This window comes from Sorangiineae bacterium MSr12523 (assembly GCA_037157775.1).
Lineage (GTDB): Bacteria > Myxococcota_A > Polyangia > Polyangiales > Polyangiaceae > Pendulispora > Pendulispora brunnea.
In genome coordinates this window covers 11,226,173-11,246,597 of the sequence record CP089982.1, presented here as the reverse complement: position 1 = coordinate 11,246,597, position 20,425 = coordinate 11,226,173, and the positions used below count along the sequence as shown (strand labels likewise).

Genomic DNA, 20,425 nt, shown 5'->3' with positions numbered 1-20,425 from the left:
GCGACTAGCGCGACTGCGGCCGCACGCCGACGGCGACGTATTGAATCTCGGCCTCCTTGAGGAGATCGAGCACGCGCACCGTGCGGCCGTGGACCGCGGCTTCGTGCGACTGCACCACCACGCGTCCATGCGGATTCTTCGCGTGAAACTCTTCGGCACGGGTGAGGATCTTGGCGTCCGTAAGGAGCGGTTCTCCTTGGATGAACGTCACCCCATCGCGTCCGACGTAGACGTGCAGCGCGTCCGGATCGCCCGTGGCCTCCACCGGAGACGGTTTGCGCGCGCCATCGCAAGCGCTCAGCGAAAACGCGCACGCTGCAGCCGCGAGCACACGGCTGACGTGTGTTCTTTTGCCGGAGCGGGTGGGGCGTTGCATCGGCACACCTGTACCATGCGCGCGCACGGTTGGTTGAGCGGAGCGTAGCAGCTTGCCACAAGGCAGAGCCCGACATCCTGGGAAAAAGAGCACTTTTGTGCTTGCACACGCACCTTGGGGGAGTGCGGAACGTCGGTTGCTATTCAAGGGAGACGAGAGAAGGAGGTTCGCGTGAAGCGTGCCTATTTGATGGTCGTGGACCACGATGTCCCCGCGCGCGAGCGACTTACGCGTTTGCTGCGCGCCTCCGGGTACGTCGTCTGTCCGGCCTCCAGCGCCGAGCAGGCGCTCGAGTTGCTGCGCGCCGCCGGCCGTCTTCCCGACATGATTTTCGTCTCCGCCGCCGTCCCCGAAGCCACCGCGCTCTATCCCACGTTGATACGAAGCGCCTCGCTCTCGAAAATCGCGTACCTGATCATCGCCGCCCGCGGGCAAGACTTCGCCGTTTTCCGTCCGGGCTCCACCACCGAGCGCATCTTCGACCCGCGCAGCCTCACCCAATTGATCGACCGCATCGTCATCCCACCCCGCTTCGCCCCAGTATCGGAACGCCGCGCCCTCCGCGCGTAAGGCTAGAAGAAATTCACAGGGAGACGGGGAGGCGGGGAGTTTTTAGGGGATCGATCGGCGCGATTGGCCAGTTGGAGACCCGCACGATCGTCGCAACTGGGCCCAGTTGGATCCAAACAACAAAAACTCCCCGTCTCCCCGCCTCCCTGTGAATCTTCTCTTCTTCTCTAGCGGCCGTCGCGGCGTTGGCGTTGGCGGGTGACGAGCATCGTCACCGTGGCGGCGACGAAGACGACGCAGAGGCCGAGGACGCGCCATAAAGCCAATTCGCGCAGCGGGCGATTGGGCACGAGGCCGAGGCTCAGGCGCGCGAGCAGGGAGGCGCGCGGCTTGGCAGCGGGCTGCGCGGGCTTGCTCGCGCGATCTTCCAGCGGCAATGGACTCGGGGTCGACGGGCGGCTCATGGCGCGCTCACGAAGCCGCTTTTCCAGCATGGAAACCTCGTCGAGGAGCTCGTTCACGTGCACGCGGTCGTGGACTTCTTGCAGCCGACGCAGCTTCAACGTCAACGTGTGAAGCTCGTCCACCAATTCATTGCTGGCTCGATGCGAGCGCCCTAGCGCAAGATCGATCCCACCCAAGGTGGTGCGCAACGCGGCCAGCGTTTGTGACGCGCGTTCCGCCTGCTCGGCATGTTCATGGCGGCTTAGTTCGTCTGCGGCAGTGAGCGCTGCGCGAACGTGGCGGTGGACCTCGAGAGCGTTCATGACACTCGAAAAGAGAGCAGTGTCCGTGCCATGCTCGCGCATTGAAATCCGTCTTCCAGGGCAAGATGGGGCTGCCGCGGCTTGACGGAACCGCGTGCGCCTCGTACTCGAAAGATCCGCCGTGTCTTTGCGAATCGTCACCCTCAATATTTGGAATCGAATGGAGCCTTGGGACAAAAGGCTCGTCACCATTCGTAACGAACTTGCCACGCTCGATGCAGACATCATCGGTCTGCAGGAGGTCGTGCAGATCAAACCGACGTCGGCCATGGCCGATGCCGAAGCCTCCACCGAGTTCGGTTTCGATCAAGCGCGCGCCATTGCGGAAGGGTTCGACTACGCCACCTGCTTCGGCCGTAACGTCGAGAGCCCGTACCCCATGGGCAACGCCATCCTTTCGCGTTGGCCCATCCTTCGCACCCTGGTTTTTCCGCTCCCGCGCGTCGAGACCGACGAGCATCGGTCCCTGCTCTTCGCCGAGATCAAATCGCCCTATGGCGCGGTGCCTGTATTCTGCACGCATCTCAATTGGAAGCTCGACGAAGGTCACGTGCGTGAGGTGCAGGTCCGCTACATCACGGATCAGATCCGTGGCCTGGTGGCCCCCAACCAAGGCTTTCCCCCTATCCTGATGGGCGACTTCAACGCCGAGCCGGACTCGGACGAGATCCGCTTCCTGCGCGGACGCACCTCGCTCGGGGGCTCCAGCGTCTACTTTGCCGATGCCTTCGGCGTCGCGGGCGACGGGAGCCCGGGGTCGACCTTCGTGCGCTCCAATCCGTTCGCCGCCGTCGCCCGGGAGCCGGATCGACGCATCGACTACATCTTCGTCCGCGGCCCCGACGAACAGGGGCGCGGCGAGCCGCTCGAGGCGCGGGTCTGCTTTCGCGAGCCGCACGAGGGCGTCTTTGCGAGCGATCACTTCGGCGTGACGACGACACTGTCGACGTAAAGATCTCGCGAGACTTTACCTGCGTGCATCGCAGAGCTCGCGCGCTATGGTTGGCCTCGGTGTAAGTTCTCACACCGCACCATCCTACCCGCGCCACCCGCGCCACCCGCGAGGTCTCCGCATGCGATTTTCACGCTCCCTTCCGACCTTCGCCGTTCTGGTCACGTTGGTCGCGTTCGCGGCATGCGCCGCCAGCGGCGTCACGCCCCCGCTGGACGACGACGGCGACGGCGACACGGGGACCAAACCGGATCGCGGCAGCGGCCCGGGCGATCCGAACCTCGCCGACACGGGCACCGATTCGCAGAACGACACCGGGGAAGGGGGCTCGTTCGCGTGCACGCCATCGAGCGGGCCCAGTCAGGATCTCGTCATCAACGAGATCGACTACGACTCCGTGGGGAGCGACGAAGGGCAGGAGTTTCTCGAGATCTACAACCGAAGCGCCGCCCCGCGGAGCCTCGACGGGCTCGAGGTCGTCTTCTTCAATGGAGAGGCCAGCGGCAAAGACTACAAGCACATCGACCTGACTCCCCTCGGCACGCTGCCGAAGGACGGGTACCTGGTCATCGGCACGAGGAACATCGATGCGGGAACCACCGCGCCGTTCCTTCTGGTCGATCCGAACACGATTCAAAATGGCCCGCGCGATGCCGTCGCCATCATGGACCGAGCCACGCACCGCGTGATCGACTCGTTGTCCTACGAGGGGGCCCTCACCGAGCCATGCAATCTGTCCGAGGGCACGGAAACGACGGCGCAGGACAACAACGACACCGTCGGCTCGCTGATCCGCGTTCCCAACGGCAGCGACACCAACGTCGCTGGCACCGATTGGAAGTTCACCAGCACCCCCACCCCCGGCGCCGCCAACCCCCAATAGGCGCTAGACCCGCGCCAGCATCCACGCCGCCATGGCCTCGAAGGCGCGCGTGAACACCTCGTCCTGCGGGATGCCCAGCTTCTTCGGCACCGCGAACGAATGGTCTCCCTGCTCGATCGGAAAAATCGTTGCAGGTGCACCCAATTTGGGCACATGCACCGTGATCTCCTCCACCGTCCCGAATTCGTCGCGCGTTCCCTGCACGAAAAGCTGCGGCACCTTCACCTCGGGCCAGTGGGCCACCCGAAGCTGGGTCGGCTTCTTCGGCGGATGCAGCGGATAGCCCAGAAACACCAGCCCCCGCACCTCCACCTCGAGCCCGCCCGCGGCCACCACCTGCGAGGCAATGCGGCCCCCCATCGACTTTCCGCCCAAGAAAATCGGCGCTGCGTTGAAAGTCGGTCGCGGCAAGCCGCGAACCTCCGGTCCGCGCGGCGCCTCGGCGTGCAGCACCTGCCGGAAGCACCGTTCCAGCGCATCCTTGGGATCGGGAACACGGCGCCCGCGCTCCGTGTAGCCAAAATTGAAGGTCGTCACCCCCACCCCCATTCCGGCCAGGGCCCGCGCCGTTCGCACCATGAACGGGTGCCGCTGATTCGCCCCCGCACCATGCGCCAGAATGAGTCGTGCGCGCGCTTCGGCCGCAGGGGCATAGTGAATCGCCGTCACGGCCTCGTCCCCCACGCCGACCTTTTGCTCCTCGGGCTCCGTCATGCCCCGCACTGTAGCGCACGCTCTCGGGCACGAGGCCTATTGACGTCCCCGCGCGCGCGGGCGAGAAACTCGGCGCCGTGACCGCAAGTTATTTCGATGTAGACGGGACGCTGGTGCGGACCAACCTCGTTCACCCCACCGTCTTCTACCTGCTCAATCAGAAGACGCCGGTGCATAGCCTCGGGCGGCTTGCGCGCGCCGCCATCCAGAGCCCGCGCATGGTCCTCGCCGAGATGCGCGACCGCCGCGCCTTCAACGAGCTGCTCTTTTCGGTCTACGAGGACATGAGCCAAGACCGACTGCTCGTCTTGGCCGACGAAGCCTTCGACAAGGTCCTCAAGCCTGCGCTCTACCCCGAGGCACGCGATCTCGTGCGCAAATGCCGCGATCAGGGGCACGACGTGGTGCTCGTCTCCGGCGCGCTCGACTTCTTGATGAAGCTTTTGGCCGACTACCTCGGCGCCACGCACGTCATCGCCAACCGGCTCGAAATCAAGGACGGCTACGCCACCGGGCGCCTCTTGCGGCCCGTCGTTGCGGGACCGGAAAAAGCGCGCCTCGTGCGCGAGCATGCGCGTGCCGGCGGCCACGATCTCGATCATTGCTTCGCTTATTCCGACAGCTATTCCGACGTACCGATGTTGTCGGTGGTGGGTCACCCCGCCGCCGTGAACCCCGATGGCCGTCTCGAGCGCCTCGCGCACACGTACGGCTGGCCGGTCATCTCTCTCGAGGCGAAGCATGCACGCCGCACTTCGCGTCTCGTTCCATGGAGGCATTCGTGAGTCATCCGCTCGTCGTCACCCTCGATCGCAAGAGCGCCCCGCGCACCCTCTTCGCCGGCGATCGCCTCGTCGAGGTCGACATGCCCCCGGGCACGCGGGTCATCTACCCGCGCTCGCCGCTGACGCCGCTCAAGGACGTGGATGCGGCCATCCGTTACGCGCTCAATCATCCGTACGGCACCGATCCGCTGCACGCGCGCCTGCGTCCGGGCATGAAGGTGGTCATCGCCATCGACGACATCTCGCTGCCGCTCCCGCCGATGCGCCGCCCCGACGTGCGCGAGCGCGTCCTCACCGTGGTCTTGAGCATGCTCGCCGACCACGGCGTCGAGGACGTGGAGATGATCATCGCCACCGCCGTGCACCGCCGCATGACCGCGAACGAGATCCGTCACATCGTCGGCGACCGCATCTTCAACGCGTACTACCCGGACCGCCTCTACAACCACGACGCGGAGGATCCGCACGGGATGAAGGAGGTCGGCGTCACCGATCACGGTGAGACCGTCGAGCTCAATAAGAAGGCCGTCGAAGCGGATCTCCTCATCTACGTCAATTTGAACCTCGTCCCCATGGACGGCGGCCACAAATCCGTCAGCGTGGGGCTCTGCGGGTACAAGAGCCTGCGCGCGCACCACAATCCGCGCATCATGCGCGATTGCCATAGCTACATGGACCCGAAGGCGAGCGCGCTGAACACCAGCGTGGAGCGCATGGGCCGATTGGTGAACAAGAGCCTCAACGTGTTCACCATCGAGACGACCATCAACAACCGCATGTTCGACACGCCGCTCGAGTTCCTCGCCAAGAACGAGGACGATCTCTCGCCGGCCGAGCGCGCGGCGATGAAGGCGCTCGTCTTTACTTTGTCGAAAGTCCCGCAGCCCGCGCGCCAGGCGATTTTCAACCGCGTGCCCTCGCCCTACGGCGTCACCGGCGTGTTCGCCGGCGAGACGGAGGCGGTGCACGAGCGCACCTTGGCCAAGTGCTTCGAGCAGTACGCGGTGCCTGTTAAGGGCCAGGCGGATATCCTCGTTAGCGGTATTCCGTATATCAGCCCTTACAACGTCAATTCATTTTTGAATCCATTGCTCGTGCAGGTGATGGCGCAGGGCTACCTATTCAATTCGTACCGCGGAAAGCCGCTGGTGAAGAAGGGCGGCACCCTCATCATCACGCATCCGTGCACCGACCAATTCGATAAAGACCACCACGCGCCATACATCGAATTCGTGCACAACCTGCTGCCCGAAACGCGCGATGCCATGGAGCTCCACAAGCGCTACGAGGCGAAGTTCGCGGCCAACCCGGCGTACATTCAGATGTACCGCACCGGACACGCGTACCATCCTGCGCACCCATTTTTCATGTGGTACTGGGGCGAGGCAGGCCGGCAGCACCTCGGGCGGGTCATCGTCGTCGGCGCCGACAACGAATACATCCCCAAGCTACTCGGCTACGAGACCGCGCGCACCATGACCGATGCCATCGACATGGCCAAGGAGACGGCACCGCCCTCTCCCGAAATCACGTTGATGCACTACGCACCGATTCTGATCGCCGACGTCACGTGAGCATCACGCACGCGTCCTATATCACTTCGCGTCGGGATTTTACGCTCGATTCAAACTGGTCACTGTGCTGGCCATGGTCGCGATATTGGTCACTTCGAGCAAAAAGTGACGAAATCGCAAATCGTGAATGCCGACTACTTAATCGGGATTCGAGTTCGCCGTAAACGGGGGGGAGAGGATCTGTTTTCGGATCGAGGGCTCGACCGATCGGAACAGGTCGGAGGGGTGCGAGGCTTACACGGCATGTCCGTTTCGGTACATGCAACCCACACCTATCTTTGCTCCCGCGTGTCCATGCCCGTGTCCGGCTCCCGTGCACCGGAAAAACATGGGCGATCGGGCATGGGCACGGGCACGGGCACGGGCATGGGTGCGGGGACGGGACGCGTGGATGCGGCGCACCTGCACCGATACCCCTGACGCGCGTGTCCGGTGCGGCGTTGCCAGGCTGAAATGGGTGTTGTAGGACATCCCCCGCCGCCGTATGCACAGCGAAAATGAGCAGTCCTACAAGAACGGAATAACACCGACCCATGTCGAGTCGGCCGAGCGTGCTCCGCTCGACATTGCCGCGCTCTTCGATGGCGCCCGCTTCTTCGTTTTGGGCGGCACCGGCTTCCTGGGCAAAGTCTTTTGGGTGATGCTCCTGGACCGCTACCCGGAGATTGGGAAGATTTTCCTCCTCGTGCGGTCGTCGAAGGAGATGACCAGCGAAGAGCGCTTTTGGTCCAAAGTGGCCACCTCCGACGCCCTCGCTCCACTGCGCGAAAAACACGGCAGCCGCTTTGAATCGTTTTTGCGTGACAAGGTCGTTCCCGTCGACGGAGACGTCGGACGTCCGCATTGCGGCATCGACGACGCCTTGGTGCGCGAACTGCGTGGCACCATCGATGCGGTGGTCAACGTGGCCGGGGTGGTCGATTTCAACCCGCCGCTGGACGAAGCGCTCGATGCCAACGCTTTTGGCGCGCAAAACCTGGTTGCCCTCGCACGCGCCCTCGGGGACTGCCCCCTCTTCCATACGAGCACCTGCTACGTGGCGGGTCGCCGTCGCGGACCCATCAAGGAAGTCGACCCGCGCACGTACCCCTTCCCACGGGCCGAGGAGCTCGGTGCCGAACTCTGGGATCCGGAGCGCGAGATCGCCGAGTGCCTCGATCTCGTTGCGCAAGCGAAGCACCGTTGCGAGGACGCCTTCCGCCAGAGCGAATTCGCCGAGCACGCGCGCAAGAACCTGTTGAAGCGCGGCGAACCGAGCGAAGGGCCCGCCTTCGAGGACGAGCTCGCGCGCGTAAAGCGCAAGTTCATCAGCGATCTCCTCATCGAGGCCGGCACCGATCGCGCCACCCATTGGGGCTGGCCGAACATTTACACCTACACGAAGAGCATCGGCGAGCAGGTCATCGCGCGCTCGGGGCTGCCCTTCACCATCGGGCGCCCGGCGTGCTGCGAAACCACGTTGAGCTTTCCGTTCACCGGCTGGAACGAGGGCATCAGCACCTCGGTGCCGATCATCTATATGGCGATTCAGGGCCAGGTTCTGACGCCGGCGCGTGAGACGCCGCTCGATTTCATCCCGACCGATATGGTCACCTCGGGAATGATCCTCTCCTTGGCGGAGCTCCTCGAGGGAAAAAATCCCGCCGTGTACCAATACGGGGCGTCGGATCGGAATCCGTGCACCGCGGCGCGCTTCGGCGAGCTTACGGGGCTTTACAAGCGCAAGTACTACCAGCGGCGCGGCAAGGGAAATCCCTTCTTCAACTTCCTGCAATCGCACCTCGAGCTCACCGCGGTGCCGATGAAAGAGTTCGAGACGTTCAGCTCTCCGTTCCTTGCCGCGGCAGCGGGGGGCCTCTCCAAGGCGCTCGCGCAGGTGCCCGCGCTCAAGCCGGCGTCGGTCGGGCTCGACAAGGTGAGGGCGCGCGAGCAAAAAATCGCGGACATCATGCGCCTGTACGCCCCGTTCACCACGGAGGACAACGGGCCGTTCGACTGCACGAACACGCGGGCCGCCTACGCGCGCCTCACCGAGGCGGACCGCGCGAAGCTTCTCTGGCATCCCGAGTCGCTCGATTGGGCGGACTACATGATGAAGGTCCACATGCCCGGCCTCGAGAAGTGGATCTTCCCCGAGATGGAGAAGAAGCTCAAAAGGCCGGTCAAGCCGCTGCGCGCGCACGAGACGCTGGTCACGTTGCTCGATCAGATGGCCAAGCGGCACGATCTGCTTCCCGCGCTGCAGCGGCTCGAGGCGGATGGCTTCTCGCGCCTCACGTACCGGGAGCTGCACCATCGGGCGCGTGCCCTGGCGTTGCGCCTGGTGCGGGCGGGCGTGAACAAAGGCGATCGCGTCATCCTCACGGGCAAGAACGATCCCTCGTGGGCGTTCGGGTACTTCGGGATCCTGTGCGCGGGTGCGGTGGCCGTTCCCGTGGATGCGGCGATGGAGACGCCGATGGTGGCGAACATCGTCACCGAGAGCGGCGCGCGCTTTGCGCTGGCCGATCGCGAGCTGGTCATCGACCGGCTCGATGTGTGGAATTTGCACGAATCGTTCGAAGCATGCGCCGACGATCGCGCCGAGCTGCTCGCCGCCGAGGATGCGCCGGAGATCACGCCGGATGACATCGCGAGCCTGATCTACACGAGCGGCACCACCGGCACGCCCAAGGGCGTGATGCTCTCGCATGCGAACTTCACCTCGCTGATTGCCGCGCTGGCGCCCATCTTTCCGCTGAAGGCGGGGGACCGGCTGCTCAGCGTTCTGCCGCTGCATCACACCTTCGAGTTCACCTGCGGTTTGCTCCTGCCGCTCTCGCGCGGCGCGAAGATCGCGTACCTGGACGAATTGAACGCGGACCGGCTCTCGACGGGGCTCAAGTCGGGCCGCGTGACCGCGATGGTCGGCGTTCCGGCCCTCTGGCAGATGCTCGAGCGGCGCATTTTGAGCCAGGTGCGCGCACAAGGCGCCTTTGCCGAGACGGCCTTCGAGTGGGCCACGGAGCTCAATCGCCTCCTGGGCAAAACGCTGGGCGTCGATGCGGGGCGCATTCTCTTTGGGCCGGTGCACCAGGCGCTGGGCGGCAACATCAAATGGCTCATTTCGGGCGGCGCCGCGCTTCCGAAGGAGACGCACGATCTCTTCTCGGGCCTCGGCCTACGCCTCACCGAGGGCTACGGCCTCACCGAGGCTGCGCCGGTTCTCACCGTGTCGAAGTCGTCGCCGAATTCGCCGGCCGGGCAGGTGGGGACGGCCATCCCGGGGGTCGAGATCAAGATCGAGAACCCGGACGACCACGGCGTGGGCGAGGTCATCGCGCGCGGACCGAACGTCATGGCCGGCTACACGGACGCCGAGGCGACGGGTCGCGCGATCGATGAAAACGGCTGGCTCCACACCGGGGACCTGGGCAAGCTCGATCGAAGGGGCCGCCTGGAGATCGTGGGGCGCCTCAAGGACGTCATCGTCACGTCGACGGGTGAAAACGTGTACCCGGAGGACGTCGAGCGGCGTCTCGGCCCCGTGGCGCACATGACCGAGCTTTGCATCGTGGGCGTCGAGTCGAAGGGCAGCGAGCGCGTGGCCTGCCTCGCCGTGCCCGCACCGGACGACGATGCACCGCGCGCCGTGCGCCTCGATCGCGCGATGCGTTCGCTGCGCGAGGCGATTGCCACCTTGCCGTACGGGCAGCAGCCCTCCGTCGTGCACCTGTACGATGCGCCGTTGCCGCGCACCTCGACGCGAAAGATCAAGCGGAACGAGGTCGAAGCGATCCTGCGCCGCATGATCGCCGCCACCGCCCCGCCGGACGAGGCGACCGCCGCTGCCGGTCATGTGCGCCAGGCCATCGTCGCCGTGAGCGGGCGAAGCATCACCGAGGTGACGCCGCAGGCGGCGCTTCAAGGCGATCTCGGGTTCGATTCGCTGATGCTCACCGAGCTGCTCGAGGCCCTCGAGTCGAAGGGCAGCACGCTCGATCCGGTGGCCCTGCAAGGCTGCCGCACCGTCGCCGACATCGAGAAACTCGCCGGCGAGACCACGACGACCGGGCCGCTGCGTCGCGCCGGTGTGGGCGACACGAAGAAGATCGAGAAGTCGGAGCCCGCGCCGTTGGTGCTGCCGCCCGCCGTGCAGGAATCGGCGAAGGCCGTCATCGGCAAGCTGCAAGACGCCTTCTACGGCCAAGTCATGCAGCCGCGGGTCACCGGCCGAGCCTTCATCCCGCACAACCGCAACACCATCGTGGCGGCGAACCATTCGAGCCACCTCGACATGGGCTTCGTGCGCCACGCTCTCGGCAAATACGGCGAGGACGTGGTCTCGCTCGCGGCGCAGGACTACTTCTTCGAGGGTGGGCTCCGGCGCGCTTTCTTCGAGAACTTCACCAACCTGAAGGCGCTCGATCGCAAGAATGGTCTGCGCCAGGGCCTGCGTCAGGCGGCCGACGTCATCGAGCGCGGCCGCACGGTGCTCATCTTCCCCGAGGGATCGCGCAGCACCACCGGCGAGATTGGCGAGTTCAAGCCCATCGTCGGCTACCTCGCCCTCACCCACGGGGTAGACATCCTTCCCGTGTACCTGGGCGGCACCTTCGAATCGATGAAGAAAGGCGCCTTCCTGCCCACGCGCCGCAACATCGTCGCGCGCATTGGCCCGCCGCTCACCGTGGCGGACATGCGCCGGCTCACCGCGGGCATGAGCGCCCAGGACGCCGCCCGCGAGGTCGCCAAGCTGGCCCGCCAAGCCGTGCTCGCGCTCTCCGATGGCCAGGTGCTCGACTTGGCGCGCTCCACCGCGAGCGATCTGCAGAAGGAACGCGAGCATCCCCTGGTTGGCGTCTTCTCCGAACTCGAGGAGCGCTTCGTCCCGGGGCAGGTCGACAAGTCCGTGTCTTTCTATTTCACCTTGGGCGGCGATGCGTTCGCCAAGTGGACGGTGCACATCGACGGTGCATCGTGCCGCATCAAACTGGGCAAGCCCGAGGGCGGCACGGCCGATTGCGTCCTCAAGACCACGCCGGAAATTTTCACGCGGATCGTGCGCGAATCGTACCTGCCGGGGCCGGCCGAGTTTCTCTCGGGCGCGGTCAAATCGAACGACGTCTCGCTGCTCTTCACCTTCCAGAAGGCCTTCCAGCTTTCCTGACGACGACCATGGCGCGCTATCTCGTAACGGGTGCAACCGGTTTTCTCGGCCGTCACTTGGTGACGTCGCTGCTTCGGCACGGGCACGAGGTCGTGGCGCTCTGCCGCCACGACGAGCCGTCTCTTGCATCGCTGGGCGTGGTGGTCCGTCGCGGTGATGTGCTCGACGCGGGCAGCGTGCGTGATGCGGCGGTTGGCTGCGAAGGGCTCTTCCATTGCGCCGGCAAGGTGTCGCGCAAGCCCGAGGACGCCGAGGAGCTGCGCCGCCTTCATGTCGAGGGCACGAAGATCACGCTGGATGCCTGCAAAGAGGCGGGGGTTCGCAAGGTCGTGCATGCTTCCACCAGCGGCACCGTCGCGGTGAGCGAGGATCCCGAGCACGTCGGTAGCGAGGAAGACGAGACGCCCCTCGGGCTCATCTCCCGATGGCCGTACTATCGCTCCAAGCTCTTCGCCGAGCAGGCGGCCCTCGAGCGCCACGTCGAGGGCGCGTTTTCCGTCGTGTCGGTGAATCCCACCTTGCTGCTCGGCCCGGGTGACGTGCGCGGCTCCTCGGTGGAGGACGTGCGCCTCTTCCTCGAGCGGAAGATCCCGGCCGTGCCCGCGGGCGGTCTCTCCTTCGTCGATGCGCGCGACGCCGCGGAAGGCATGCGCCTCGCCATGGAGAAAGGCGAGGGCGGCCAGCGTTACCTGCTTTCGGCGATCAACCTGACCCTGCGCGCCTTCTTCGAGCGGCTCGAGCGCGCCTCCGGCGTGAAGGCGCCGTGGCTGCCCACGCCGCGTGTGCCCTTGCTCGCGCGGCGTGGTGCCGAGATGCTCGGGCGCGTGTCCTCGCGCCTGGGACTCGACGTGGCCGTGGACCCGGTGAGCTTGGACATGGCGCAGTACTACTGGTACGTCGACGCGACGCGGGCCGAGACCGTGCTCGGCTTTCAGGTGCGCGATCCGCAGAAGACCCTCGCGGACACCGTGGAGGATTTGCGCGAGCGCGGCGTGGTCTGGCCAGCTTCCTCGTGGGCGGCGCCGTCGTGAGCGATCCGCGCCCCGTCCTCGTGGTGAACCCTCGCGCCGGCGGCGGCCGCGCCGGCCAGTCCTTTCCGGCGATGCGCCGCACCATCGAAAACGCGCTCGGCCCCATCGAGGCCGTCTTCACCGAGCGCGCCGGGCACGCCATCGAGCTCGCGCGTGATGCCGCCAACGGTGGCGCGTCCCTCATCGTGGCCGTCGGAGGCGATGGCACCTTCAACGAGGTCGTCAATGGCGTCCTTGCCGCCGATCCCGCGCGCCGCGAACACGTGGCCGTCGGCATCATCGGCCAGGGCACCGGTGGGGATCTCCTGCGTGTGCTCGGCATCGAGCACCGGCTCGACCGATACATCGCCGCCATCGCGTCGGGCCGCACGCGCAAGGTCGACGTGGGCTACGCGCGCTACACGAAGCACGACGGCACCCGCGGCGAGCGCTACTTCGTGAACATTCTCTCCGTGGGCATGGGCGGTCTCGTCGATCAGTACGTGGCCAACGCCTCACGCGCCCTCGGCGGCAAAGCCGCGTACTTCGGCGCATCCCTGCGGGCATTGGCGCGCTCGCGCGAAGGGCGGCTGCGCACCAGCCTCTCGTGGGCCGGCGAGACCTCGGAGCACCGCATCGCGAGCTACATGCTGGCCGTCTGCAACGGCCGCTACTTCGGTTCGGGCATGAAGGTCGCGCCCATGGCCGAAATCGACGATGGCCGTTTCGAAGTGGTCTCCATCGGTGGGCCGTCGAAGTTCGCCTTCGCGATGACCTCGCAGAAGATTTACCAAGGCGAGCACTTGGGCAAGCCGGGCGTCGTGCACTTGCCCTGCGACAAGATTTTCATGGACCTCGAAAACGAAGACGCACGCAGCGTCTTCCTCATCGATCTCGATGGCGAGCCCGTGGGGGTTCTCCCGCTCGAAATCGAAGTGCGCCCGCAAGCGATCACCTTGCGCTGCTGAGCACTCGCGCCTCGCTGTCGCATTTTTCCTCGATGCCGTGCGCGGCGTTGGCGCCTCGTTTTGCGAGGTCACGCTCGGCGGCACTGCATATGCACCGATGGGGCGCGTCGCCATCACGACATTGCGAAAAACGCCATTTCGAGGAGGCCAACATGACTCTGCTTCGGTACGCATCCCTAGGGGGGATCGCACTCACGCTCGCCGCGTGCTCCCAGGATCGCTCGCAGCCCAAAGTGCCCGAGACGACGTCCGCCGACACGACCGGCCCGCGCGCGGAAACGCCAGGAAGCACCTATTCGCCGCAGTCCAATTGGAAGCAGCCGCCGCCCGAGACGCCCACGGTGAGCCCCAATCCGGGCCCATACGACTCGAACCTCGCGCAAGATCCTGCCGGCCGTGCGCTGCCTCCCACCGGGGGTGTGGCCGATCGCAATGCGATGACCACCGCGATGGCGGACGACCAGATCCTCCAGGCCGTGCACGTGGCCAACACGGGCGAGGTCGATCAAGCCAAGCTCGCGCAAGCCAAGGCGAAGAACCCGCGTGTGAAGCAGTTCGCCGCCATGATGGTGCACGATCACCTGGACGCCGACGCCAAGGGCTACGACATCGCCAAGAGCCTCAAGCTCACGCCCGCCGAAAGCTCCATCGGGATGCAGCTCCAGAGCGAAGGTCAGCGCACCCTGGTCGAACTCCGCAGCCAAAGCGGCGCCGATTTCGATCGCTCCTACATGGACGCGCAAGTCAAAGCGCACAAGGACGTCCTCAATGCGATCGACCAGCAGCTCCTACCCAACGCCAAGAACAACGAAGTCCGCGCCCACCTCCAAACCGTGCGCACCAAAGTCGAAGGCCACCTCCGCGAGGCCCAGTCGATTCAGGCTTCCTTGAGCGCACGTTGATCGGCTGAGGTCCGTAGTCGGGGACATTTTTGACATCCTCGAAGATGTCCTCCATCTTATCCTTATGGACACGATGGAGCGCATCAACCTCAACATCCCGTCCGAAGCGCGAAAGCGCCTGGCAAGGCTCGCGAAACAGTCGAAGCAACGCGAAGGTGAATACCTGCGTGAGCTCGTTCTCAAGGCTCTCGCCGATGCCGAGCGGCAAGATCTCATCGCGAGGATCAAGGCCGCTCGGACGCCTGAGTACTTGGCCCGAGAGAAAGTCATCATGGACGCCCTCGAGGAGTTGCGTGGCGAGCCGCGGTGATGTTCTGGTTTTTCGGCGTCGGATCGGCTTCGAGTCCTCGGCGAAGCTCGAACGTTTCGTCGTGCTCCAGTCCAATAGCTTTCGGCAAGTACTCAATACTGTTTTTGTCGCTCCTTTGGACGAAGCACTCGATGTCTACGACAACAATCCGCTGGCGATCCGAATCTCCGGAAAAGAAGCAGGGACTTCGGATCCTCAAGTCGTGTTGCCTAGCTATCTGACGAGTGCCTATCTAAGCCGATTCGAACCCAAGATGGCTGGTCGATTCTCCATCAAGTCGCTGGTGGCGGTGGACGAGCTCCTTCGCTCGTTGTTGGATCTCTAGAACACCGCGTCGACGTCGAGCGCGTGGCCGAGGCGGCGGAGGTACTCGTTGCGGGAGACGTCGATGCAGCCGAGTGATGCGAGATGATCGCTCATCACTTGCACGTCGAAGAGGGTGAAGCCGTTGCGGCGTAGGCGTTCGGCCAAGGTGGCAAACGCGATTTTCGAGGCGTCGGTGCGCGTGTGGAACATCGATTCACCGGCGAAGAGGCTGCCGATGGCCACACCGTAGATGCCGCCGACCAGTTCGCGCTCCTCGCCGTGGCGTTCCCAAACCTCCACGCTGTGGGCCCAGCCGAGGCCGTGGAGCGTCGTGTAGCCGCGCGCCAGGCTCGGCGTGATCCACGTAGCGTCGCGGGTCGAGCCGCAGGACTTCATCACCTCGGTGAAGGCTTCGTCGACGGTCACCTCGAAGGGGTGCTTGCGCAACGTGCGCCGCAGGCTGCGCGACCAGTGCAGCTCGTGCTCCAGCGGAAGAATCGCGCGCGGATCGGGCGAGAACCAGAGCACGTGCGGCCCATGCGGCCAGGGAAAGATGCCGCGGCGGTAGGCTTGAAGAAGCGTGCCCGCGCGAAAGTCGCTTCCCACGGCCACGATGCCGGGTTCGGGCGTTTCCCGTGGATCGGGAAAGACGATTTCCGTGCGCGGGGGCTCCGTGGCTCGCATCGTGGCCGACTATGCTAGAGGATCGAGCGCCTCTCCTTCACCATGACCGCTTCTCGCGCTTTTCGCACCTTCGTCCTGGGTGACGTACATCTCTTTCGTCAGACGCCGCGCTCGGTCGTGGACGATCTCGCCGCCCTCGTTGCGGCTCACCCCGGCGACCGCTTCGTCTTCGCGGGCGATCTCCTGGATTTGTCCGCCGAGGGCCACGGCGAAGAGAACCGCCGCCGCACCGCGGAAGAGGCCATTCTGGCGCACTCGGCGCTTCGTACCGCTCTGGCGAGCCACCTCGACAGGGGAGGGGAGCTCTGGCTCGTCTCCGGCAACCACGACGCCGAGGTGGGCGAGCCCGATTTTGCCGAGCGGCTCGGCGGTGCGCTGGGCGTCTCGTCGTCGGTGGCCAAGAAGGGCCTGCGCTCCACGCCCTGGTTCTTCCGCGACGGCGGCATCCACATCGAGCACGGTCACCTTTACGACCCCGACAATGCGCCGGCCCATCCGCTCGCGCCGGGGGCGAGCCTCGGTGTGCACTTCGTGGAGGAGTTCATCGCCCCGACCGGGGCGCACCGCTACCTGAACGCCAACGATGGCACGCCGCTGAAGCTCTTTCTCTCGTCGTTCCAGTGGTACGGCGTGCGCGCGCCCCACGTCATCTACCGCTTCTTCCACACGGCCTTCGGTGCCCTCGGCAAGAGCGGCACGCGCTTCGATCTCGAAGGTCAGCGCGCCCAGGGCATGGCCCACACCGCCACGTTCGCGGAATCGGTCGGCCTCGCCGGTGATCTGCTCGACGAGCTGCTCTCGTTCTCGCCGCGCCCGACCTTGGCCAGCGTGCGGGCCACCTTCGCGCGATGCTACCTCGATCGGGTGCTCGCCACCGTCACCGCCGCGGGGGGCGCCATCGCGTTTGCCTCGGGCCATCCCTTCGTCGGCAGCGTCACCCTCTCGATGGGCGCCATCGCCATGCTCGCGAGCTGGGCGGCGGGCTACGACCGCTACACGGGGTCCGTCGTCGAGCGGCTCGCCTCGGGCGCGGAGCGCGTTGCCGGGGTGACGGACGCGAAGCTCGTCGTCTTCGGCCACACGCACCGCGAGGCGCTCACCGAGCGCTACGCCAACACGGGAAGCTTCTCCTTCCCCGGCCGCGCACCCGGCCGGCCCTACATCGAAATCGAGGGTCCCGCCGACGCCCCCCGCGCCGTGCGCCGGTATCTTCTACGTTCGGCCTAATGCGCTTTCGGCGTGAACAGAATCGGCACCTTGGCCAGCACGCACGAGCTGCCCGGGCTCGGGAATCCGCCGCGACGAAACTCGTTCGCCACGCAATCGGCTAGCCCCGGCACCTCGGGCCCGTCGGACTGCACCACGGCATCGCACGTCGACCCATCGCGACTCACGCGCACGTCCAGGCTGAGCGACGCTCGTGCCGTCGGCCGATTCGTGAGCACGCGCTCGTAGCACTTGCGCGCCTCGTTCTCGACCCGCTTGTTCAACGCGGCCTGCAGATCGCTCGAAACGGGCCCTTTGCACGCATCGCACGGCCCCGCGGGCACCGGCTGCGCGGGTGGCGCTTGCGGTGCAACGGCAGGCTGCGCCGCCGGCGTCGTGTGCGCGCTCGTCGTCGTTGCATCGGACGTGGGGGGCGTCGTTCCGTCCGACGTCTTCGCACTCCAATTTCCCGTGTGGCTCGATCCAGGAAGCGGCGTGGCGATCGACTCCGGCTCCTTGGGCGGCTCGTTCGAGCCACCACACGCCACCAGGATCACACCAGCCCATACCAGGGCGCTTAGCGAGAGGCAGGCATTCAGCTTCATGTCATCCTCTTTCGTACGGTTTGGTTATGCTTCGCAAGCACTGGCGTGTCGAGTGGCTTCGGGCACACGCTGCGAAGCTTGCATGTGCGACATTCACGCCCCGACCAAATGGTATCGAACCGTGCTTGCACGGCATCGAGCATGACATCGTCGTCCGTGACGATACCCACTTCGAAATTGCGCCGACCCTCGCCCTTCGCGCCAAGCCCCGCCCCAGTGAAATTCGCACTCCCCAGATAAAGAATGCGCCCGTCGATCGCGATCAACTTCAGGTGAACGCGCGGACACCGGCGCATCATCAAGCTTTTCACGAGCCGCTTTCGCTTTCCCAGCGCCTCGCGAAACGCACGCGAAGGAAGCCCCGCGTGCAGCAGCCGCACATCCACCCCGCGCTTGGTCAGCGCGTCGAAGCTGTCGAGGATCGACAGGTACTTCCCCCGCGCCCGCGCGGTCGTGCCGATCGGCGCTTCGACCATCATCTCTTTCACGTTGGCCGTCGCGATCCACACGCTGAAGCGCGCCTTCTCGATGGCCTCCTTCACGAGGTAGTCGTAATGCTCGCGATCGACAATCAACCGGGCGCGGACACTTCGGGCCTCCAACACGCCGTAATTGTGCCTGAGTTACCCCAGCCGAGCCAATTCTCGGCGGGGTCAACCCATTCTCGGGGGGTGTGGGGGAGGCGGAGCCCCCCCACAACCTGTCAATGCCACTTGAAGAGCTTGAGCGCGCCTGCGAAGCAGACCGAGCCCCAAACGGCCAGCACCAAAATCGGCGACGTGAGCTGCAGGATTCCGGCGCCATCGATCATCACGGCGCGCAGCCCATCGATGAGTGCGGTGAGCGGCAAAAGCTTGATGAACGGCTGCGTCCAATCGGGAAAGCGCGCCGTCGAGAAGAACACGCCCGAGCACAGGTACATGGGAAACGTCGCCACGTTGATGAGCCCCGAGACGATCTGCGGATTTTCCGAACGCGACGCGAACAGCAACCCCATCCCGGCGAACACCAATGCACCCAAAAGCGCAATCAAGGTCAGCGTGACAATCGAGCCATTGATTCCGACCTTGAATGCAAAATACGAAAATACCAAGAGCGGCGGTAATTCGATGGACAGCAGCGCCGCGCGCACCAAAAGGAACGAAAGCATGAAATCGCTTTTGTGCATCGGTGTCGCGATGAGCCGCTTCAGCAATTTGCGCGTACGCATTTCTGCCAGCGCAAATCCGATTCCCCAAAGGCCGCTGGACATGAGGCCCATGCCCACCAAACCGGGAATCAAGAAATCGATGTAGCGCGATCCCGGCTCGGTCACGTGCTGGGTCGTGGTGGGCACCACGTCGGGCCGGCCCTCGCCGCGTTGAAGGGCGTCGTCCACCAACGTGCGCGCGAGACGGCTGTCGGGGCGCGTCGGGTCGAACCGATAGGTGACCTTGCCGTCGCCATTGTCCGAGGGAATGACCACCACGTGCACCTTGCCCGTGCGCAATGCTTGGTGCGCGGCCTCGGGCGAGAGCACCTTGGCCTCGATGTCCTTGCTCTTCGCGAGCATCTCGCGCACGTGCTCCGCGCGCGGGCCTTCCTGCACCGCCGCGGGAAGCGGCTCGGGCTCCTCGTTTCGGAAGGCCATGCCCAGGGCAATCGACAGCACCACGGGCAAACCGAAGGTCCAAAACATGGTCCCCGGCTCGCGGTAGAAGGTGCGCCAGCGGGTGAGCACCAGCTCTCGAATGGCGGTGAGACGCGCGTTATTCACGAAGCTGCCTTCCGGTCAAATTGACGAATACGTCCTCGAGGGTGGCGTGGTGGGTCGACAGCCCCGTGAGCTTGCGCCCGCCTTGGTCCACGTGGGCCAAAAGCGCCGGCAGCGCCTCGTGAAGCTGGCCGACGGTGAGGGAAATCCTCCCCGTGTGCCAGCGCGCCGAATGCACGCTCGGAAGCGTGGAGAGCGCATCGAGGTTCACCTCCTCGTCGTTCCCCTCCACCGTGAATTCGACGATCTGCTGCCCGCCCAGCGACTCGATGAGTTCCTTCGGCGTGCCCAGCGCAATCATCTGCCCATGGTCGATGACCCCCACGCGGTCGCAAAGGCGCTCGGCCTCGTCCATGTAGTGCGTGGTCAGCAGCACCGAGCCGCCCTGCTGCTTGAAGGCGAGCACCACCTCCCAGAGCATGCGGCGCGATTGCGGATCGAGCCCCGTCGTCGGCTCGTCCAAAAAGAGCAGCGCGGGATTTCCCACCAGCGCGCACGCCACGGCCAACCGTTGCTTCTGCCCGCCGGAGAGCGTCTCGTAGCGCGCGTTTTCCTTGTCCTTGAGCGCCACCAGGTCGAGGGCCTCGCCCACATCGCGCCCCTGCGTGAAGAACGAGCGAAACAGCTCCACGGTCTCGCGCACGGTGAGCCGTTCGGGCAGGTGCGTGTGCTGCAGGGAGATTCCCAGGCGCTCGCGCAGGAACCGCTCGTCCTTTTCCCAGGTCTTGCCGAAGAGCTCTACCTCACCGGCGGTCGGCGCCAGCAACCCCTCGAGAATCTCGACGGTGGTCGTCTTTCCCGCCCCGTTCGGCCCCAAAAGGCCGAAACATTCGCCGGCGTGGACCTCCAGGTCCAGGCGATTCACCGCCACCACCATTTCGTGATGTCGCGTGGTGTAGACCTTGATCAGGCCCTTGCATCGGACTGCCAGAGGCTTCGTATTCTCGGTCATTGTTGCTCGAGCCGGCTTG

21 protein-coding genes are annotated in these 20,425 nt (G+C 65.2%); 13 read left to right on the top strand and 8 right to left on the bottom strand.

All coding sequences use genetic code 11. The features are described 5' to 3' along the window. Nucleotides 1-4: 4 nt before the first annotated feature. Entirely contained in the window at nucleotides 5-376 is a 372-nt protein-coding gene (locus LZC95_44465) for a biopolymer transporter ExbD (protein WXA93495.1), read from the bottom strand. Nucleotides 377-547: 171 nt separating this feature from the next. Here LZC95_44465 and LZC95_44460 point away from each other — a divergent pair, with 171 nt between their 5' ends. Beyond that, nucleotides 548-946 (top strand): hypothetical protein, encoded by a 399-nt coding sequence (locus LZC95_44460; GenBank protein ID WXA93494.1) that lies wholly within the window; start codon nucleotides 548-550, stop codon nucleotides 944-946. 167 nt (nucleotides 947-1,113) lie between these two features. Here the strand turns inward: LZC95_44460 and LZC95_44455 are convergent, their stop codons facing one another. After that, a complete protein-coding gene (locus tag LZC95_44455) occupies nucleotides 1,114-1,653 on the bottom strand; it encodes a hypothetical protein (protein WXA93493.1) in 540 nt (179 codons plus the stop codon). Nucleotides 1,654-1,774: 121 nt separating this feature from the next. Between LZC95_44455 and LZC95_44450 the strand changes: the two genes are divergently transcribed. Then, a complete protein-coding gene (locus tag LZC95_44450) occupies nucleotides 1,775-2,605 on the top strand; it encodes an endonuclease/exonuclease/phosphatase family protein (protein WXA93492.1) in 831 nt (276 codons plus the stop codon). A gap of 121 nt (nucleotides 2,606-2,726) precedes the next feature. Then, nucleotides 2,727-3,488 (top strand): lamin tail domain-containing protein, encoded by a 762-nt coding sequence (locus LZC95_44445; GenBank protein ID WXA93491.1) that lies wholly within the window; start codon nucleotides 2,727-2,729, stop codon nucleotides 3,486-3,488. Nucleotides 3,489-3,491: 3 nt separating this feature from the next. Here LZC95_44445 and LZC95_44440 read toward each other — a convergent pair whose 3' ends face one another. After that, nucleotides 3,492-4,202 carry an alpha/beta hydrolase gene (locus LZC95_44440; protein WXA93490.1) on the bottom strand — a complete coding sequence of 237 codons (711 nt, stop codon included), beginning with the start codon at nucleotides 4,200-4,202 and terminating at the stop codon, nucleotides 3,492-3,494. A gap of 77 nt (nucleotides 4,203-4,279) precedes the next feature. Here LZC95_44440 and LZC95_44435 point away from each other — a divergent pair, with 77 nt between their 5' ends. The 9 genes from LZC95_44435 to LZC95_44395 all read left to right on the top strand — a co-directional run bounded on the left by LZC95_44435 (nucleotide 4,280) and on the right by LZC95_44395 (nucleotide 15,225). Beyond that, nucleotides 4,280-4,987 carry an HAD-IB family hydrolase gene (locus tag LZC95_44435; GenBank protein WXA93489.1) on the top strand — a complete coding sequence of 236 codons (708 nt, stop codon included), beginning with the start codon at nucleotides 4,280-4,282 and terminating at the stop codon, nucleotides 4,985-4,987. After that, entirely contained in the window at nucleotides 4,972-6,561 is a 1,590-nt protein-coding gene (locus LZC95_44430) for a nickel-dependent lactate racemase (GenBank protein ID WXA93488.1), read from the top strand. The genes LZC95_44435 and LZC95_44430 overlap by 16 nt, the downstream gene beginning before the upstream one ends. Before the next feature lie 243 nt (nucleotides 6,562-6,804). Next, nucleotides 6,805-6,981: a hypothetical protein gene (locus tag LZC95_44425; protein ID WXA93487.1), complete on the top strand. Its 177-nt coding sequence runs from the start codon at nucleotides 6,805-6,807 to the stop codon at nucleotides 6,979-6,981. Between the two features lie 64 nt (nucleotides 6,982-7,045). Then, complete coding sequence (locus tag LZC95_44420; GenBank protein ID WXA93486.1) at nucleotides 7,046-11,710, top strand: AMP-binding protein; 4,665 nt, start codon at nucleotides 7,046-7,048, stop codon at nucleotides 11,708-11,710. Nucleotides 11,711-11,718: 8 nt separating this feature from the next. Beyond that, the gene (locus LZC95_44415) at nucleotides 11,719-12,741 is read left to right on the top strand and encodes an NAD-dependent epimerase/dehydratase family protein (GenBank protein WXA93485.1); all 1,023 of its coding nucleotides are present in this window, start codon (nucleotides 11,719-11,721) and stop codon (nucleotides 12,739-12,741) included. Next, nucleotides 12,738-13,688, top strand: a complete 951-nt coding sequence (locus LZC95_44410; GenBank protein WXA93484.1) for a diacylglycerol kinase family lipid kinase — start codon at nucleotides 12,738-12,740, stop codon at nucleotides 13,686-13,688. The genes LZC95_44415 and LZC95_44410 overlap by 4 nt, the downstream gene beginning before the upstream one ends. A 152-nt stretch (nucleotides 13,689-13,840) precedes the next feature. Next, nucleotides 13,841-14,590, top strand: coding sequence for a DUF4142 domain-containing protein (locus LZC95_44405; GenBank protein ID WXA93483.1), 750 nt, complete (start codon nucleotides 13,841-13,843; stop codon nucleotides 14,588-14,590). A gap of 73 nt (nucleotides 14,591-14,663) precedes the next feature. Next, nucleotides 14,664-14,900, top strand: coding sequence for a hypothetical protein (locus LZC95_44400; GenBank protein ID WXA93482.1), 237 nt, complete (start codon nucleotides 14,664-14,666; stop codon nucleotides 14,898-14,900). Further along, nucleotides 14,884-15,225, top strand: a complete 342-nt coding sequence (locus tag LZC95_44395; GenBank protein ID WXA93481.1) for a type II toxin-antitoxin system PemK/MazF family toxin — start codon at nucleotides 14,884-14,886, stop codon at nucleotides 15,223-15,225. The genes LZC95_44400 and LZC95_44395 overlap by 17 nt, the downstream gene beginning before the upstream one ends. Here the strand turns inward: LZC95_44395 and aat are convergent. After that, nucleotides 15,222-15,890: a leucyl/phenylalanyl-tRNA--protein transferase gene (gene aat, locus LZC95_44390; protein ID WXA93480.1), complete on the bottom strand. Its 669-nt coding sequence runs from the start codon at nucleotides 15,888-15,890 to the stop codon at nucleotides 15,222-15,224. The two genes, LZC95_44395 and aat, sit on opposite strands and share 4 nt — an antisense overlap. A gap of 42 nt (nucleotides 15,891-15,932) precedes the next feature. Here aat and LZC95_44385 point away from each other — a divergent pair, with 42 nt between their 5' ends. Then, nucleotides 15,933-17,117: a metallophosphoesterase gene (locus LZC95_44385; protein WXA93479.1), complete on the top strand. Its 1,185-nt coding sequence runs from the start codon at nucleotides 15,933-15,935 to the stop codon at nucleotides 17,115-17,117. Here the strand turns inward: LZC95_44385 and LZC95_44380 are convergent. From LZC95_44380 to LZC95_44365, 4 genes are all read right to left on the bottom strand, one after another. Then, nucleotides 17,114-17,701: a hypothetical protein gene (locus LZC95_44380; protein ID WXA93478.1), complete on the bottom strand. Its 588-nt coding sequence runs from the start codon at nucleotides 17,699-17,701 to the stop codon at nucleotides 17,114-17,116. The two genes, LZC95_44385 and LZC95_44380, sit on opposite strands and share 4 nt — an antisense overlap. Next, on the bottom strand, nucleotides 17,698-18,306 hold the full coding sequence (locus LZC95_44375) for a phospholipase D family protein (GenBank protein WXA93477.1): 609 nt from the start codon (nucleotides 18,304-18,306) through the stop codon (nucleotides 17,698-17,700). Before LZC95_44375 ends, LZC95_44380 begins: the two co-directional genes overlap by 4 nt. A 98-nt stretch (nucleotides 18,307-18,404) precedes the next feature. Next, the gene (locus LZC95_44370; GenBank protein ID WXA93476.1) at nucleotides 18,405-19,457 is read right to left on the bottom strand and encodes an ABC transporter permease; all 1,053 of its coding nucleotides are present in this window, start codon (nucleotides 19,455-19,457) and stop codon (nucleotides 18,405-18,407) included. After that, entirely contained in the window at nucleotides 19,450-20,406 is a 957-nt protein-coding gene (locus LZC95_44365) for an ABC transporter ATP-binding protein (GenBank protein WXA93475.1), read from the bottom strand. The genes LZC95_44370 and LZC95_44365 overlap by 8 nt, the downstream gene beginning before the upstream one ends. Nucleotides 20,407-20,425 lie beyond the last annotated feature (19 nt).